At 38.0% G+C, this 17,927-nt stretch carries 13 protein-coding genes; 11 read left to right on the top strand and 2 right to left on the bottom strand.

The genetic code is table 11. From position 1 onward, the window contains the following. Nucleotides 1-56 precede the first annotated feature (56 nt). The 5 genes from mfd (at nt 57) to Q360_RS0111275 (ending at nt 6,451) form a co-directional block, all read left to right on the top strand. The gene (gene mfd, locus Q360_RS0111255; protein WP_027077192.1) at nt 57-3,443 is read left to right on the top strand and encodes a transcription-repair coupling factor; all 3,387 of its coding nucleotides are present in this window, start codon (nt 57-59) and stop codon (nt 3,441-3,443) included. Nucleotides 3,444-3,665: 222 nt separating this feature from the next. Beyond that, entirely contained in the window at nt 3,666-4,025 is a 360-nt protein-coding gene (locus Q360_RS0111260; protein WP_156950085.1) for a hypothetical protein, read from the top strand. Between the two features lie 39 nt (nt 4,026-4,064). After that, nucleotides 4,065-4,400: a hypothetical protein gene (locus Q360_RS0111265; protein WP_156950086.1), complete on the top strand. Its 336-nt coding sequence runs from the start codon at nt 4,065-4,067 to the stop codon at nt 4,398-4,400. 146 nt (nt 4,401-4,546) lie between these two features. Continuing rightward, nucleotides 4,547-4,822, top strand: coding sequence for a hypothetical protein (locus Q360_RS0111270; protein ID WP_156950087.1), 276 nt, complete (start codon nt 4,547-4,549; stop codon nt 4,820-4,822). A gap of 303 nt (nt 4,823-5,125) precedes the next feature. Next, nucleotides 5,126-6,451 (top strand): TlpA family protein disulfide reductase, encoded by a 1,326-nt coding sequence (locus Q360_RS0111275; protein ID WP_027077196.1) that lies wholly within the window; start codon nt 5,126-5,128, stop codon nt 6,449-6,451. 7 nt (nt 6,452-6,458) lie between these two features. On the opposite strand, the gene Q360_RS0111280 is transcribed toward Q360_RS0111275, so the two are convergent. Both Q360_RS0111280 and Q360_RS0111285 read right to left on the bottom strand, forming a co-directional pair. Beyond that, entirely contained in the window at nt 6,459-7,118 is a 660-nt protein-coding gene (locus tag Q360_RS0111280) for an aspartate kinase (RefSeq protein WP_027077197.1), read from the bottom strand. 85 nt (nt 7,119-7,203) lie between these two features. Beyond that, nucleotides 7,204-7,563, bottom strand: coding sequence for a YraN family protein (locus Q360_RS0111285; RefSeq protein ID WP_027077198.1), 360 nt, complete (start codon nt 7,561-7,563; stop codon nt 7,204-7,206). Nucleotides 7,564-7,749: 186 nt separating this feature from the next. Between Q360_RS0111285 and Q360_RS0111290 the strand changes: the two genes are divergently transcribed. The 6 genes from Q360_RS0111290 to Q360_RS23025 all read left to right on the top strand — a co-directional run bounded on the left by Q360_RS0111290 (nt 7,750) and on the right by Q360_RS23025 (nt 17,923). Beyond that, a complete protein-coding gene (locus Q360_RS0111290; protein ID WP_027077199.1) occupies nt 7,750-9,237 on the top strand; it encodes a DUF1800 domain-containing protein in 1,488 nt (495 codons plus the stop codon). Between the two features lie 11 nt (nt 9,238-9,248). Then, the gene (locus tag Q360_RS0111295) at nt 9,249-10,961 is read left to right on the top strand and encodes a DUF1501 domain-containing protein (RefSeq protein WP_027077200.1); all 1,713 of its coding nucleotides are present in this window, start codon (nt 9,249-9,251) and stop codon (nt 10,959-10,961) included. A 127-nt stretch (nt 10,962-11,088) separates the two neighbouring features. Continuing rightward, a complete protein-coding gene (metG, locus tag Q360_RS0111300) occupies nt 11,089-13,167 on the top strand; it encodes a methionine--tRNA ligase (RefSeq protein ID WP_027077201.1) in 2,079 nt (692 codons plus the stop codon). Between the two features lie 122 nt (nt 13,168-13,289). Further along, nucleotides 13,290-15,419, top strand: a complete 2,130-nt coding sequence (locus Q360_RS0111305; RefSeq protein WP_027077202.1) for a Tex family protein — start codon at nt 13,290-13,292, stop codon at nt 15,417-15,419. Nucleotides 15,420-15,577: 158 nt separating this feature from the next. Continuing rightward, nucleotides 15,578-17,551 carry a PAS domain-containing sensor histidine kinase gene (locus Q360_RS24690; RefSeq protein ID WP_084273417.1) on the top strand — a complete coding sequence of 658 codons (1,974 nt, stop codon included), beginning with the start codon at nt 15,578-15,580 and terminating at the stop codon, nt 17,549-17,551. A 3-nt stretch (nt 17,552-17,554) separates the two neighbouring features. Continuing rightward, entirely contained in the window at nt 17,555-17,923 is a 369-nt protein-coding gene (locus Q360_RS23025; RefSeq protein ID WP_051554677.1) for a response regulator, read from the top strand. The last annotated feature ends 4 nt before the right edge of the window (nt 17,924-17,927 follow it).

A 17,927-nucleotide genomic window follows, 5' to 3' on the forward strand; every position in this document is an offset into this window, starting at 1 on the left:
AATCCTTGGGAGAAAGCTGATCTAGAAACTATCTTTGCAGGCCAATACCACATTTTTTGGCAAAATTGACCATCTCTGAATTATTTTCAACAGCTCCTAACGTACAGGAACTACAAAGAGCTATTGCCAAATCCGAAATAGCTCACCCAATACAGGTGCAGTTAAAAGGTTTAGTAGGTTCTTCTCTTTCCTTTGTTTTGGCAGAAGCTTTCAAGAAAGCTCACGCTCCATTCTTATTAATTTTTAATGATAAGGAGGAGGCAGCGTACTATCTAAATGATCTAGAACAGATTATCGGAGAAAAGGACGTCCTTTTCTATCCTGATAGTTATCGCAGACCGTATCAAATTGAAGAGACAAACAATGCAAATGTACTTTTGCGAGCCGAGGTGCTCAACCGTATCAATTCGCGAAAGAAACCTGCTGTCATAGTGAGTTATCCAGATGCTTTGTTCGAAAAAGTAGTTACGCGCAAGGAACTTGATAAGAATACTTTAAAAATACAGCTAGAAGACACTCTTTCACTAGACTTTTTAAACGAAGTACTCTTTGAATATAGGTTTAAACGTGTAGATTTTGTTACTGAACCAGGAGAATTTTCTGTCCGTGGTGGTATTGTAGATGTGTTTTCCTTCTCCCATGATGAGCCTTACCGATTAGAGTTTTTCGGTGATGAGGTTGATAGTATACGCACCTTTGATGTCGAAACACAATTAACAACGGAGAAGGTTAAAAAAATCACCATTGTACCCAATGTAGCTAATAAGTTTTTAACAGAGAAGCGAGAAAGTTTTTTAGGGTATATCTCCGATAAGACAATCGTATTTTCAAAAAACACAAGCTTATTATATGCACGTTTAGATGACTTTTTCGAAAAGGCTATAGAAGCTTTTACGAAACTATCCGAAGACATAAAACATGCAGAACCAGACGAGCTTTTCCTTAACGGTACCGCATTTAAAAAGCAACTTAAGGAGTTTGGAGTAATCTCTTTGGGTGGTACACGTACAAATGGTGCTACCAATACCAGGGAGATTACTTACGAAACAACGCCACAACCCTCGTTCAATAAGAAGTTCGATTTACTAATACAAAATCTTAACGAGTTCCATTCCGTAGGATTTGAAAATTATATCTGTTGTGCTACGGAACAGCAGGCGAGGCGTTTTAATGATATCTTCGAAGAAATATCGGAAAAAGTACATTACAAAACCATCGTCTTTCCACTGTACCAGGGTTTTATAGCCAAAGACTTAAAACTGGTCTGTTATACAGATCATCAAATCTTTGAACGCTACCATAAATTCCACCTTAAAAATGGCTACGCTAAAAAGCAGGCCATTACATTAAAGGAAATCAATAAGCTTGAAATAGGAGACTATGTAACCCACATAGATCATGGTATCGGTAAGTTTGGGGGATTACAGAAGATAGATGTGGAAGGTAAAAAGCAGGAAGCCATAAAGTTGATGTATGGCGAACGCGATATTTTATATGTAAGCATCCACTCTTTACATAAAATTTCCAAATTTAATGGAAAGGATGGAGCACCACCTAAGATTTATAAATTAGGTTCTGGAGCTTGGAAAAAAGTAAAGGATAAGACCAAATCCCGCGTTAAGAAAATTGCCTATAATCTTATTAAACTCTATGCAAAACGACGTTTAGAAAAAGGATTTCAGTACGATCCCGACAGCTACTTACAAAATGAGCTAGAAGCGTCTTTTATTTACGAAGATACACCAGACCAAGGCACCGCAACAGCCGATATTAAAAAGGACATGGAGAGTGAACGTCCTATGGATCGTCTCATATGCGGAGATGTAGGTTTTGGTAAGACTGAGGTTGCTATACGCGCAGCATTCAAGGCCGTGGATAACGGTAAACAAGTTGCAGTTCTGGTGCCTACAACTATTCTTGCTTTCCAACACCATAGAACTTTTACCGAACGTTTGAAGGAAATGCCAGTAACCGTAGACTATCTGAATCGTTTCCGAACAGCAAAAGAACGCAAGGAAACACTAGAAAAACTTGAGGTTGGAAAAGTAGATATTATTATCGGCACACATCAACTGGTAAATAAAAAGGTCGTATTTAAAGATTTAGGATTGCTTATTGTTGATGAAGAGCAAAAATTTGGAGTTGCGGTCAAGGATAAATTAAAGGCCATAAAAGAAAATGTAGATGTACTGACCCTTACGGCAACCCCCATTCCTAGGACCTTACAGTTTAGTCTTATGGCTGCCCGTGATTTATCGGTTATTACGACACCTCCACCTAATAGATACCCGATTGAAAGTAATGTGGTCGGTTTCAACGAAGAGACGATTAGGGATGCCATAGCCTACGAAATAGAACGTGGTGGGCAGGTATTCTTTATCCATAACCGGATTGAAAATATTAAAGAAGTAGCCGGTATGATTCAACGCTTGGTGCCCGATGCCAAAGTAAGCATAGGCCATGGTCAAATGGAAGGTAAAAAACTGGAAACTTTGATGCTCAGTTTTATAAATGGCGAGTTTGACGTCCTCGTTTCTACCACTATCGTAGAAAGTGGTTTGGACGTAACGAATGCGAACACTATTTTTATTAACAATGCCAACAATTTTGGCTTAAGTGATCTTCATCAAATGCGTGGGCGAGTAGGTCGAAGTAACAAAAAAGCTTTTTGTTATTTTATTACTCCACCCTATGAATCAATGACCAATGATGCGCGCAAACGTATTGAAGCTTTAGAGCAATTTTCGGAATTGGGAAGTGGCTTTAATATAGCCATGAAGGATTTGGAGATACGTGGTGCGGGAGACCTTTTAGGAGGTGAGCAAAGTGGTTTTATAAATGATATAGGATTTGAGACCTATCAGAAAATATTAGCAGAGGCTATTGACGAACTTAAAGAGAATGAGTTCAAAGATCTTTATGAAGAAGTAGAAGGGCGCAAAGAGAAAGTCTTTGTAAAAGAAACACAAATAGATTCAGATTTTGAGCTGCTTTTCCCTGATGAGTATATCAATAACATTACGGAGCGACTTAATCTATACACCGAGCTTAACCAAGTAGCTAATGAGGAGGAACTTAAAAAATTTGAATCTCAATTGGTAGATCGTTTTGGCGAGCTTCCCTCCCAAGCAGATGATTTATTGAACTCGGTTAGAATAAAATGGATTGCGAATAGCATCGGTATTGAAAAAATTATAATGAAACAAGGGAAGTTGATTGGTTACTTTATAGCGAATCAACAATCTGAATTCTATCAGACGGCTGCTTTTACAAAAGTATTGAAGTACGTGCAGAGTAATCCACAACGCTGTACCATGAAGGAAAAGAAAACACGTAACGGACTGCGCTTGTTATTGGTTTTTGATGGAATTAGAAGTGTGGATAGGGCGTATTTAGCGTTGCAGTCTTTGAGAATTGAGAGGTTAAAAATTGAAAAAGTCTAAATTAATATCTTTCGGGCTAAGAACACAAAACCTTGTAAAACTCAATGTCTAGTGCAATGCCGTGCTAAGGTCGGGTCAGATTTCGTAAAGTTTGTTGGTTTCGTTTTATCTTGAGCGTAACATTACGGAACACTTAAATATTCGAACATCATGCAACAACCAGAATTAGGCAACAAGATTACCGAGTTAAGCAAGCAAAAAGGACTTACCTAAGCGGGACTGGTGGAGCGCTGCAACATTAATGTGTGCACCTTACAACGCATAGAAAGCGGCGAAGTTTCGCCAAGAAGCTATACCATTAAGACCATCTTATCTGCGCTAGATTATGCGTTTGAGAAACGATATACCAAGGATGAAGAAAGGCTGGAAAATGATATGATTATAGGTTCTGAGAGTGAAGCCAAGTCGGTTCGTTTATTACTAGGTATGGCTTGCGTCTTTGGAATTATCTATTTGATTTTAGGTTCTTTTGAAGCTTTTGCAGATTATTATAGGTTGGGTGAAGACGAATTAATCTTTGGTGTTGCTGGACATATTTTAATAACAGTATTGGCATACACCAGTCATGGACTCTTTGTTTAGGGTTTCTTGATTGTAGTGAAGTTATTTCAGAATTACCTAATGAAAATTGCTTCGGTACTTATTATTTCTGTACTCTTTCTTTTTTATACCTATGACATTGTATCCCTGTTTTACGAGGTTTTATTTCCAATGGAGGGTATTGTAATCGCAACATACATTATTACGGGCACTTTAGTCATACTATTTGGTATTTCCATTATTACATCTGCAAAGAGGTGGGGCATACTGGGTTATGTTGCCGGAGGTTTTGAAATTTTTACAGCAATTTGTTGCCTTACGGTGTTATTCGTATTAGGGGGCCTATTTACCCAGTTTCCTACCATAATTTTACAAGTAATACTCCTTGTAAAGATTAGGCAAATGAAAAAAGAGTAGAGAACTCTTGTTAAGTTACTTGGTATGGCGTTGTTAACTAGCTTATTCAATGTACGGTCAGGGTTTTTGTGTTTATTTTGCTGTTAATTAACCGATATAGCACACAAACGGAGCTTAATCTAGCGGAGAAATTCGCTATTGTAAAAATGATTTATTCAACGGTACAGGTAGACGGTATTGTGCACAGTGGAGAAATTAGCGAAGAAAGTAAACTAATGTGTGTAATCGATTTTGATAGTAATCAGATACAGTTTGCGCAAAATATTGAAGCGGAACAAAGTATCGCCATTTTACAAAAAATGACAATCGATAAAAAGAAAGGATTGGCTAAGATTCTTAAAGATCTAGCAAAATCTGATGGGTTCGTGCACGAAAAGGAAACGGAACTGCTAAATAGTATTTCCGCACCAATAAAAGTGTAGTTTAGTCTAAAAAGGTAGTATCCGGTACGTTATTGATGTTAGTATTTGCTGCTTTTACCCAATAAAATGAGAATAATTTATATGTATTCCCAAGGGTCCATCCAAATCCTCTTAAGTAGGAGTTTCCATCAAAATGAGGTTACGTAACGTACTTTTAATAAGCTTATTCGAAATTAAAAGTCAACTTTTAAGAAATAGCATTTCGGGAAAGAAGATGTATTAATTGAACGTAATTTGCCGCCTAAGAGTTCTTATATTTGGTCACGTCGTATACAAACGGTTCAATATTTGGTTTAATATCCTATGAAAACAAGGTTTATAATTTTCTTCACCCTTTTATATTGCTTAACTGGCATTTCTCAACATTCCATATCTGGTAACTTTACGCCTGCAAAGGATTTTAAATGGCTTATAGCATATCAACTAACACCTGGAAGTCAGCATTATATTGCCGATACGGCAGTTGAAGAAGGTTATTTTAATCTAGAATTACCCACAAACGCATTAAGAGGAATATACAGGTTAGTTTATGCAGTACCACAAGACGTATTTTATATTGATGTCATCTATAATGGACAGGAGGATATTCAGTTTAATTTTAACCTAGAGGATGGTATCACCTTTGTGACATCTGAGGAGAATAGGACCTATTCCAATTATTTTTCCGAAATTAAAGCGCTTGAAAAACAGCTAATGGATTTTTATGAATCTGGAAACAGTTCCAAAAAGGAATATAAAGAGATAACAAAAAACTTATCCGAAGTGCAAATCAAGTTTGAGGCTAAGGGGACAAATACTTTGGTGTATCAATTTATAAAATCCAACACCCCATATATACCGGATAGCTATGAGGATTTAGACCTCTTTTTTAGCAATAAAAAGAAGGTGTATTTTGACTATCTGGACTTCGATAGTAGGTTTTTGCAGGCTTCTGAATTTTTAAAAGAATCCCTTTCTAATTATGTTTTTTCTGCACTACCACTAGATGTAACAACCAAGGAAGCTATGCAAAGTGCGATTTTAAAGAATGTAGCGGAAGTAGCTGAAAAACTTAAGGATACCCCCATACCTTTTAAAATAGCTGTTTTTCAAGAGCTGTGGAAAACCTCAAATACGAATTTGTTGCACCATGTTTCAGATGCCATTTTTAGCACCTATTTAAGGGATTTGGCAGGCCAAAATGGTGAACAGGCCTTGATTGATGAAATCGAGCTTTCGTCACGGTTAAGAATCGGAGAACTTTCCCCTGAAATTACATGGACCCAAGATGATAAAACAAGTACGCTTTACGGTTTGGCAGGGGCCGATAAGTATGTGCTAGTCTTCTGGAGCAGCACGTGTTCCCACTGTTTAAAGGAGTTGCCCATGCTCCACAAGGAGTTGTTAAACTATGAAAACGTTAGGGTGGTTGCTGTAGGCTTAGAGGACAATGACACGTTCTGGAAACATGAAATAGGGAGCCTACCTAGTTTTCAACACGCCATAGCTTTAGGGAAATGGGAAAGTGATTATGCCCAGCTTTTTGGTATTAAACAAACACCCACGTATTTTATCCTAGATAAGGACAAACGTTTTTTAGCTAGCCCCGAGGATAATAAGGAAGTGGTATCGTTCTTGAACAAAAAATAATAAACATTTAAAGCATCTTAAGATCTTTAATAGTCTTAAAGGCAATATCTACCTGTTCTTCGTTTACGAGAATAGTAAATTCGTTGGTGGTTGAAATAACCTCGTAAAGTACAATTCCTTCCCAAGCCAAGCGTTGGAATATAAAGTAGTAGATGCCGGGTACAGAGACATTTTCTGCAGGAAGTTTTACCGTAATAGACGAGAGTTCCTCCGCTTTCTGTGTACACCGCTCGTCGGTAAACAGTCGCTCTACAGTAGCATCCATCACATTGCTAATTACGATATTGATTTCATTCACACCTCGGGATGAGGTGTAAAAAACATCTTGTTTATTGTTAACTTCCTCTAAAAGCTTGGCTTGTTGCACTAAAATGTTGTCCGATGCCAAAAAGGTGTAGTCGGTCAAAGAGGACCGTACCGTGATTTCCCCGATATTTTTTAGGACTTTAATAATTTTATGGGTAGCTCTGAATTCCAAATCGTCCGACAGGCGTTTAAGCGCCATTACAATAGCTCCGTTTCGAATGTCCTTCCCTAATTCTTCCTCTATTTCGGGCTTTACAATTCTAGAAAGCGATGTTAGGTTGATGATTCCTTGTGCTAAAGCACTTTGGAGAAATGGTTTTTTCTTAATATACTGTTCTACTACAGAAGAAATGGTTTTCATGACGGCTTGGTTGTGTGCAAATATAACAACTTGTTACAAATAAAACAATATGTTGCGTAATTTTATCCTATAAAGCTAGTAGAGTTCAAAAATGGTAAAAAGCGTTTTCTAGATGTTCGATTTCGAAACGGTTCTTATTTTTAAGGATAGTGATAATATCGAAACGAACTTCTACATCTAAATCGACACTTAAAATATAATAATCAGCTGCCAACACCAGTAGGTTTATTTTTTTTTTGGTTACGGTTTCCGCAATATTTTCGATGTAATCCGACCTTCTAGAACGTACTTCAACAATAGCTACTATTTCATCTTTTTTGGCGATAATATCAATTTCGGCCTTTAAGTATCTGTAATTTCTATAGGATATAGTATAGCCTTTTTTTTGTAGAAAATCTGCTGCGATTTGTTCACCTTCTTTACCAAATTCATTATGTTTTCCCATAAAATTGTATCAAAAACTGTATTTCATCGAAAATATAAGGTGTTCAGCGGCTATTTTCGATTTTAGAATGTACATTCGAATGTCAGTTAACGAAAATAACAGGTTTATCGTACTAAGCCAAATTTCGGTACGTTAGATAAGAGTCCCAACTCTATGAACGTAATTTACTAACGACTTTTTAAGACTATGGAATATTTCATCAATTGTAATACTTCTACTCTTGCGCCCTACACGGTACCCCTGAATCAAGCACGTGCTTTGCACTTGTACAGGAGGTTAGGATTTAGCGCATCTGTGGAAACTATTCAACAGGCGGTTGGTCAAAACGCAGGAGCACTTGTTGACACCCTAGTAGACCAAGCTTTAAATATGCCTGTACTACCACCACCAACATGGGCAGATTGGACAAATGCGAATTATCCCGAGGATGGTGATGCAAGAAGACAGTTAAGAAACGAACAACGCGGCCAGTTTCGATTGGATTATGCGAAAGGTTTACTGGAGAACAATCTTAGAGATCGGCTAAGCTTTTTCTGGAGTAACCATTTTGTTACTGAGGTAGATGTCTATGATTGTAATTCATTCCTTTATTATTATATCAACTGTCTTCAGCGAAATTCGCTGGGTAATTTTAAGACTTTTGTTAGTGAAATTGGACTCACAAGCGCCATGTTGTATTATTTAGACGGTGTGTTCAATAATGGTACTAATCCTAATGAAAACTATGCTCGTGAACTTTATGAGTTATTTGCCTTAGGAGAAGGACAGGGATATACCGAAGAAGATGTTATCGAAACGGCTAGAGCACTTACCGGTTATGTAGAACGTGGAGAAGTTGGCTGTACTCAGGTAACATATAGAGCTGACCGGCACGACGAAGGTACCAAGACCATTTTAGGACAGACCGGAAATTGGGGGTATGATGATGTAATCGACATCCTTTTTACTGAAAGAGCAGATCAAATTGCCTTTTTTATCTCAAAGAAGTTATACAAGTTTTTTGTGCACCCAGATGCTTTGGCAGCCGAGGCTGAGTCTATACTCAACGGAATGGCGACAACAATGGTCGCCAATGATTTTGAATTAGCCCCAGTTTTGAGACAACTCTTTAAAAGTCAGCACTTCTTTGATGATGAAGCTAGAGGTGTTATTATTAAAAGTCCGTTTGACTTATATTTTAATAGCCTTAATGAAACTAATTTCGTGTATACGGATACGAACATTAGCGAAATGGCTAATTACAGTAGACTTTTGAACCAGGAACTATTTGAACCCTTTGATGTTGCCGGGTGGCAAAGAGACAGACAGTGGATTAATAATAATTTTATTATTGGCAGATGGCTCACCATGGAGAGCATCTTTGAGGTCTTCTACCAACGGGATAACGAACAGTTTAGGAGTTTGGGTCTATCCATTGCAGGAAATGTAGGCTTAACTACCTACAACCCTGATGTTGTCGCTAGATTGATTATTGATTTTATTCTCCCAAAAGGTCTTTTAGACGAAGGAGAGTATGAAAAAGCATTCGCTATTTTTAGGAGCGATGTTGAGGAAGTATATTTTGAAGGAGGAAACCAGGAATCCTGGACCTTATTCGGTTGGCCTCAAGCCCCGTTCCAAGTATACCTTCTCTTACAATATCTAGCAAGACAACCTGAATATCAATTAAAATAACACCTACTTCTATGTGCCATACACACCACACCCCTAATAAAGGAATACAACACGAGGGACACGATGACGAACATAAATACTGGAGCCGTCGTTCTTTTTTACAAGCATTGGGAATAGCCGGTTCTGGCTCCATGATGCTTGGATCTAATATGCTTACTGCAAATGCACCATCACCTTTATCGGCAGGAATTGCTGCTGCAGAAACGGACAATATTCTTATCCTTATTCGCCTTTCAGGCGGAAATGACGGGTTGAGTACCGTTATACCCATAGAGCAATACGATGCCTATGCAAACGCAAGACCTAATATTTATATTCCCGAAAGTAAAGTCCTAAAACTTACCGATGAGTTTGGCGTACCTTCTTATATGAGTTCTTTAGAACCTATGTGGGGCGAAGGCCAATTTAAAGCGGTGCATGGTGTAGGATACGAAGGGCAAAGTCTTTCTCACTTTACAGGTTCTGATATTTTTGCAAATACTGATTTGGATACCAATGGATTCAGTGGTTTGAATACTGGTTGGATGGGAAGACATTTTGAAAACATTTATCCTGATTATCTTATAAATCCACCAGCTGCACCAGCGGCCATTCAAATTGGACAATTTGGTAGTTTGGTATTTCAAGGGGAAGAAACTAATTATGCGTTTACCACCTCTAATATCAATCAACTAGAGGAGATTGCGGAATCTGGTGTTGTTTACGGTCTTGGAGACGAGCTTTTTAATGACTGTATGTATGGTGATCAATTAAAATTTTTAAGAGGAGTTGCCAACACAACCTATGAATATTCAGGTCTTATTCACGAAGCTTATGAAAGAGGTCAGAATCAAGTAGAATATCAAGATAACGGTTTTGCCCGTCAGATGAAATTATTGGCAAAATTGATAAAAGGAAATTTAGGAACGAAAGTATATATGATTTCTATGGGTGGTTTTGATACCCACGGTAACCAACCTTTAGCTCATGAGCGTTTGATGACCAACTTGTCTGTTGCTATCAATACATTTTATGAAGATATCGCTTTTACGCAGCAAGACGATAAAGTATTAAGTATGACTTTTTCCGAGTTTGGTCGCCGAATATTTGAAAACGGCTCCAATGGAACCGATCATGGTAAAGCGGCTCCGACCCTTTTCTTTGGTTCTGGACTTAATGGTAGTGCCTTTGTTGGGGATCACCCAACTTTGGAAGACCCAGATGGAAGAGGAAACTTGGAGTACACTATGGACTTTAGAGATCTCTATGCCACCGTTTTGGCAGAATGGCTTTGTGTTGATGTTCCTTTGGTAGAACAACATTTACTGGATCATCCTTATGCACCGGTAAACCTAGGCTTTAATTGCAGTGGAACCGACTTCCCTGATATAGCTTACAGTGATGCAGATGTTACACCACCAACACCAATAGATCCTGACGGTAGTGGTCCTTCAGACAACCCTTTTGACCCAAATCTATTGAATGCTGTAGTCCATAAGCCCTTCTATCCAACGAACAGTACACCGCATATTTACCTAGAAATGCCTTTTACAGCCCATGTAGATATTCAATTGTATAATATTTTGGGACAAAACGTAGGATCTGTGTTTAATGAGATGATGATGGAAGGTTCTATCGAGATAAATATAAGAGAACGCCTGCCCAAGCACCTATCTACCGGAAAGTACATTTATCGTATAAGTGTACAAAATCAAAAAATGAGTAAATCCGTTATGGTAGCGTAAACTGTTTCCCCACTATGTAACTTGACCTTCGGTCGTACCCTCTGGATATGTCGAAGGTTTTTTCTTTTTTAAGTAACAGCTGTCGTACCGTTATAAAATCTTTATTTTTGTGGCTTAACAAAATTAGATGTCCTCACTAGATTCACCCAAAAGATATACGATTACAGCAGCACTCCCGTACACAAACGGACCTATTCATATAGGACATTTAGCAGGTGTTTATGTTCCGGCAGATATCTATGCACGTTATTTAAGGGGCATCGATAAAAATGTAGCGTTTATTTGCGGTAGCGATGAGCATGGAGTAGCTATATCTATGAAGGCCAAAAAAGAAGGGATTACGCCTCAAGAAGTTGTCGAGAAATATCATACCATAATCAAGCAATCCTTTGCTGATTTTGGAATTACATTCGATAATTATTCTAGGACATCAGCGCCTATACATCATAAAACAGCATCCGATTTTTTTAAGAAACTATACGATCAAGGCGATTTTATTGAAGAGACTACGGCCCAATTATATGACGATGAAGCAAAGCAATTTTTAGCGGATCGCTTTGTCAAAGGGGTCTGCCCCAAATGCGGTAATGAGGAAGCTTATGGTGATCAATGTGAGAATTGCGGATCTACATTAAATGCTACGGACTTAATCAACCCTAAGTCTACCATAACCGGTTCCGTTCCTACAACCAAGGAAACCACCCATTGGTTTTTACCCTTAGACCGTTATGAAGATTTTTTACGGAAATGGATTTTAGAGGGACATAAGAACGATTGGAAACCCAATGTTTACGGTCAATGTAAGTCGTGGATTGATGGTGGTTTAGAGCCTAGAGCCGTAACGCGCGATTTAGATTGGGGTATTCCCGTGCCAGTAAAAGGTGGCGAAGGAAAAGTACTCTACGTTTGGTTCGATGCTCCTATTGGTTATATATCATCTACTAAAGAATGGGCGGAGCGGGAAGGAAAAGATTGGGAACCTTACTGGAAATCTGACGACACTAAATTGGTGCATTTTATTGGTAAGGATAACATTGTGTTTCATTGTATCATATTTCCTGCAATACTTAAAGCACATGGCGATTTTATATTACCAGAAAATGTGCCGGCCAATGAATTCTTAAACTTGGAGGGAAACAAATTGTCCACTTCTAAAAACTGGGCGGTATGGTTGCACGAGTATTTAGCCGATTTTTCGGATATGCAAGATGTGCTTAGGTATACTTTAACTGCTAATGCACCTGAAAGCAAGGATAACGATTTCACTTGGAAAGATTTTCAAGCCAGAAATAACAATGAGCTGGTGGCTATCTTTGGTAATTTCATTAACCGGGTAGTCGTTTTAACGAATAAGTATTACGAAGGTGACGTGCCAAAGGCAGGAAGTTTTTCAAAAGTAGATGTAGAGACCTTAGCTGCGTTAAAGCAATTTCCTGAAATTATTTCTAGCTCTATAGAACGCTACCGTTTTAGAGAAGCGGGTCAGGAACTTATGAATCTAGCTCGTTTAGGAAATAAATATTTGGCAGATGAAGAACCTTGGAAGGTAATTAAAAAAGATGAGGAACGGGTTAAAACCATTATGTACGTAGCGCTTCAAATAGCAACTGCCCTAGCTGTCTTAAGCGAGCCTTTTTTGCCATTTACGTCTAAGAAACTTAAGACTATTCTTAATATTAGCCTAAGCGCAGTTGAAGGGCTAAAATGGAACGATGTTTCTACAAAGGAAACCTTACTCCAAGCTGGCCACATCATAAACAAAGCTGAACTTTTATTTCGCAAAGTAGAAGACCAAGAAATTGACGCCCAATTAGCGAAATTAGAAGCCACAAAAAAAGCAAACGAGCAAATGAACAAAGCGGTTGAACCTCAAAAAGACACCATTACCTTTGATGATTTTAGCAAACTGGATATGCGTGTAGGTACCATTATCGAAGCTGAAAAGATGGCAAAAGCAAAGAAATTATTGGTATTAAAAGTAGATACAGGTCTTGATGTTCGTACTATTGTTTCTGGTATAGCAGAGAGCTTTACTCCAGAAGAAATTGTAGGTAAGAAAGTAACCGTATTGGTTAATTTGGCGCCACGAGCCCTAAGGGGAGTGGAAAGCGAAGGCATGATTTTAATGACTGAAAATGCAGATGGGAAATTGGTTTTTATGAATCCTGATTCGGATGGTGTTGCGAATGGGGAAGGGATAAACTGATTTTTGTTTTATCCCGAATATCAATTCAAGCGCTCCCTAAGCATGGGGCGAGAATCTAGGAAAACGATAGGGTTTAGACCATACTCTACTTGTAAAATCCATAGTATCAAAATCTAATTTTTATGAACCTCATCTCCTACATACTAAAGTACACTCAACTCCCTGAAAAGAACATTCAGAATACAGTTGCCCTTTTAAACGAAGAGTGTACAGTGCCTTTTATATCTCGGTATAGAAAAGAACGAACCGGCAACCTAGACGAGGTGCAGATTGGAGATATTGTACAATTTAAAGAGCAGTTTGAGGCCTTAGAAAAGCGAATAAAGGCGATTATTAAGGCAGTTGATGAACAAGGAGCGCTTACCCAGGAGCTTAAAACTAGGTTGGAGTCGGCAGCCGATTTGATTCAATTAGAGGATCTTTACCTTCCCTTCAAAAAAAGTAAAAAGACCAAGGCGGAGGTGGCCCGGAAAAATGGATTGGAACCTTTGGCTAAGATTATAATGGCCCAACGTTCCGAGGATATTGAATACATCGCTAGTCAGTACGTGAACAAAGAAGTACAAAATGAAGACGATGCTTTGGAAGGTGCGCGACATATTATTTCGGAACGGATTAATGAACGTGCTGATATCCGTAAGCAGCTAAGAAGGCAATTAGAGCGTTTCGCCCTTATTACTACAAAAGTAGTGGGTACCAAAAAGGACGACGAAAAAGCACAGAAATACCGAGATTATTTTGACTGGAGTGAGGCTTTAAACCGTTGCCCATCACATCGATTTTTAGCGATATCTCGGGCAGAATCGGAAAAGTACATCCGAATAAAAATAGAAATCGATGAAGACGCTGCACTAAACCAAATGCGGCAACGTATCATCAAAAACCATAATTCACCCTGTGCAGCGCAATTGGAACTTGCGATTTCCGATGCCTATAAAAGGCTCCTTTTCCCTTCCTTAAGTAACGAATTACTAAAGAGTGCAAAAGAAAAAGCAGATGAAGATGCTATTGGCGTTTTTGCCAAAAACCTAAGACAACTCTTGTTGGGCGCACCTCTGGGCGAGAAGCGTATTTTAGCGTTAGATCCCGGGTTCCGTTCCGGTTGTAAGCTGGTTTGCTTGGATGCCCAAGGAAATTTAGTGCACAACGAGACCATCTATCCACATGCACCCCAAAATGATGTTTCAGGTGCGATAAAAAAACTAAGTTCCTTGGCTAATGCTTATAAAATTGAGGCAATAGCCATAGGTAATGGTACTGCATCGCGCGAAACGGAACGCTTAGTTAAAAAGGTGATTTTTAAAAATCCAATTGAAGTATTTGTTGTTAGTGAAGCCGGGGCATCTATCTATTCTGCATCCAAAATTGCAAGGGACGAATTTCCAAATTACGATGTTACCGTGCGAGGAGCCGTATCTATAGGTAGAAGATTGGCCGATCCCTTAGCGGAATTGGTTAAAATAGATGCAAAATCTATCGGAGTGGGTCAATATCAACATGATGTAGACCAAGCTAAGCTAAAAACTTCCTTAGACAGAGTAGTGGAAAGTTGTGTGAACTCCGTAGGCGTTAATATCAATACAGCGAGTGTTCCCTTACTGAGCTATGTTAGTGGCATAGGGCCAAAACTGGCAGAAAATATTGTGATATACAGAAAAGATAAGGGTGCTTTTACGTCACGAAACGATATAAAACAAGTCGCTAGACTAGGTAACAAAGCTTTTGAGCAGGGCGCTGGTTTTTTGCGAATTAAAGATGGAGAAAATCCTTTGGACGATTCTTCTGTTCATCCAGAACGCTATGCCGTAGTAAAACAAATGGCAAAAGACCAAAAGGCGGATGTAGTACAAATCGTTGGTAACAAATCGCTCTTAAAGGAAATAGACGTCCAAAAGTATCGTACGGATGATTTAGGAATACCTACTTTAAAAGATATTTTAGCCGAGTTAGAAAAGCCAGGATTGGACAGACGCGAGAAGGCTAAGGTCTTTACCTTTGACCAAAACATCCGTTCTATAGAAGATTTAAGAGAAGGACAATTACTTCCAGGAATTGTAAATAATATCACCAACTTTGGTTGCTTTGTAGATATAGGGGTTAAAGAAAGTGGTCTTATCCATATTTCTAATCTTGCGGATGGTTTTGTTAAGGACGTGAGTGTCCATGTAACATTACATCAGCAGATAATTGTAAAAGTGTTGACTGTGGATATTTCCCGAAAACGGATTCAACTAGAAATGCATAAGAAGTAGGTTGAGAGATTAGTTTACAATCAGTTTTTATGACTAATACAATCGCTTTTGTATCAGAAAAAACTTATATTGCCTTTATGAATATTACAGATAACCGTAAATTTTAGATATCTGTCTCAGTTAGACTTAACCCCGTAAGACCGAACTATTCTTTATCGATGCCAAAATTTAAATTATTGGATAAGCTCCAAGAGCTTTACTTAACTGGATGCAAATCAGACGAGTTTAATTCAGTTTTCCAGCTTCTAAGACTGAGCCTGAACGCATCAAAATCAACTTTTGATACTATTACAAGGAACATGGGGCAGGGTTTTGCACATTGTAAAGTTATTTGTGATGAATTCGGTAATCCGTTGGATTTCAGATTTTTAGCAATAAACAAAGTTTTTGCAGAGTATGTAGGAATTAACGAAAATAATATTATTGATAGAACTCTGTTGGAAATTTATCCAGATGTAGAACGAAGTTGGTTACAACATCTAGGAAAAGTGGCACTTACGCAAGAACCTATCTCTTTTACCCAATACAATCATAACACAGATAAAGACTACACTGTTAGTGCTTACTCAAATATACATGGTGAGTTCATCACGCTATTTGACGAGGTTTTAAATACAGCTGAACTTAACGCTGCAAACAAGAAAGTAGAAGATGCCCTTAAATCCAATACAGCTATTCTAGCAAATATAAATGAAGCTTTTGCATATTGCGAAGTGGTATATAATAATCAAGGAATCGCATATGATTATAGGGTATTAGAGGTTAATAAGGCATACAGGATACAAACAGGAATACCTAAGGAGGATATTGTTGGTAAGACCATATTGGAATTCTTCCCAGATGTAGAGCAGACCTGGTTGGATACTTTTATTGAAGTGGCACTGACCCAACAGCCCAAGTCTTTTGTAGATTACAATCATAATACGGGCAAGTACTATGATATGAATGCCTACTCCCCTAAAATAGGCTTTTTTGTAATTATTTTCAAGGATGTTACGGACAAAGAGGTTACTAGATTAAGATTACAGGAAAGCGAAAATTCAAAATCTCAATTACTAAAAAACCTTACCGAGGGCTTTGCACATTGCGAACTTTTATATGATGATAAAGGATGTCCCATAGATTATAAGATACTCGATGTAAACCCTATTTACGAGATACAAACAGGTATACCTGCCAAGGATATCATAGGAAAGAAAGCTTTAGAAGTTTTTCCTACTATGAAATCGTCTTGGATTACAATATGTGCTGATGTTGCTCTAAAACAAAAGACACATTCATTTATAGATTACAATGATGCCACTCAAAAATATTACGAGACAACTGCCTATAGTCCTAAAAAAGGAGAGTTTGCGCTTATTTTTCGTGATGTAACCGCACAAGAAAATAAACGGGTGCTTCTGGAGAAGGCTTACGAAAAGGCATCGGAAAATGAAAAGCTTAAATCTGCATTTTTAGCGAATATGTCCCACGAAATCAGGACACCAATGAATGCGATTTTGGGTTGTTCCGCACTACTGGAAAGTGACGATTTAGCACGAGAGGAAAGCCTACGATGCCTGTCTCACATAAAGTCATCAGGAAATCGATTATTGAGTATTATCTCGGATATCGTTGATATTTCTAAGATAGATGCGCAGCAACAGAGATTAAACTATACCAAACACGACCTTAATGGCATACTAACAAGAGTAAAGGAGCAATTTGATGTCACCCATACAACAGTAAATATTTCACTAGTTTTTGACAAAGGCCTAACAGACGATGAGAGCACTATTCATACCGATGATACCAAACTCATTCAAATTCTTTCTAACCTGTTAGAAAACGCATTTAAGTTTACTGAGGAAGGTCAAATACGATTAGGATATAAAGTAGATGGTGCCTTTTTAAATTTTTACGTTAAAGATTCTGGAATTGGAATCAAACAGGAAGATTATCCTAAAATTTTTGAACGATTTGGACAAGTGGTAGATACCAAAACAAAAATAAACACCGGTTCTGGACTAGGTATTTCAATCGTTAACGGACTTATAGCACTTTTTGGTGGAGAACTTACTCTAGAGTCGGAATTCGGAAAAGGAAGCACCTTTCATTTTACGCTACCCTATTTACCCGCAAACAAAGTTTAACTCATGGGCGAAAATAATTTTACAGTATTGGTAGCGGAAGATGATGAAATTAATTTTTATCTCATTGAAATGTGGATGCAAGATCTTTGTACAATTATCCATGCTGCAGATGGTATTAAGGCTGTAGAAAAGTTTAAATTACATCCAGAAATTGATATCATCATTATGGATATTAGAATGCCATATATGAATGGAATAGATGCTACGAAAGAAATAAGACAATTAAATAAAAGTATTCCAATAATCGCCTATACTGCCTATGTCATGAACGATGAAGCTGATTTGATGCAAGACGCTGGGTGCAATGAGATTATCACGAAACCCTCCAAAAAAGAAGATTTTTCCGAACTTGTACAGAAATATAAAAAATAAGAGG

Source organism: Maribacter antarcticus DSM 21422, from assembly GCF_000621125.1.
Classification (GTDB): Bacteria; Bacteroidota; Bacteroidia; order Flavobacteriales; family Flavobacteriaceae; genus Maribacter; species Maribacter antarcticus.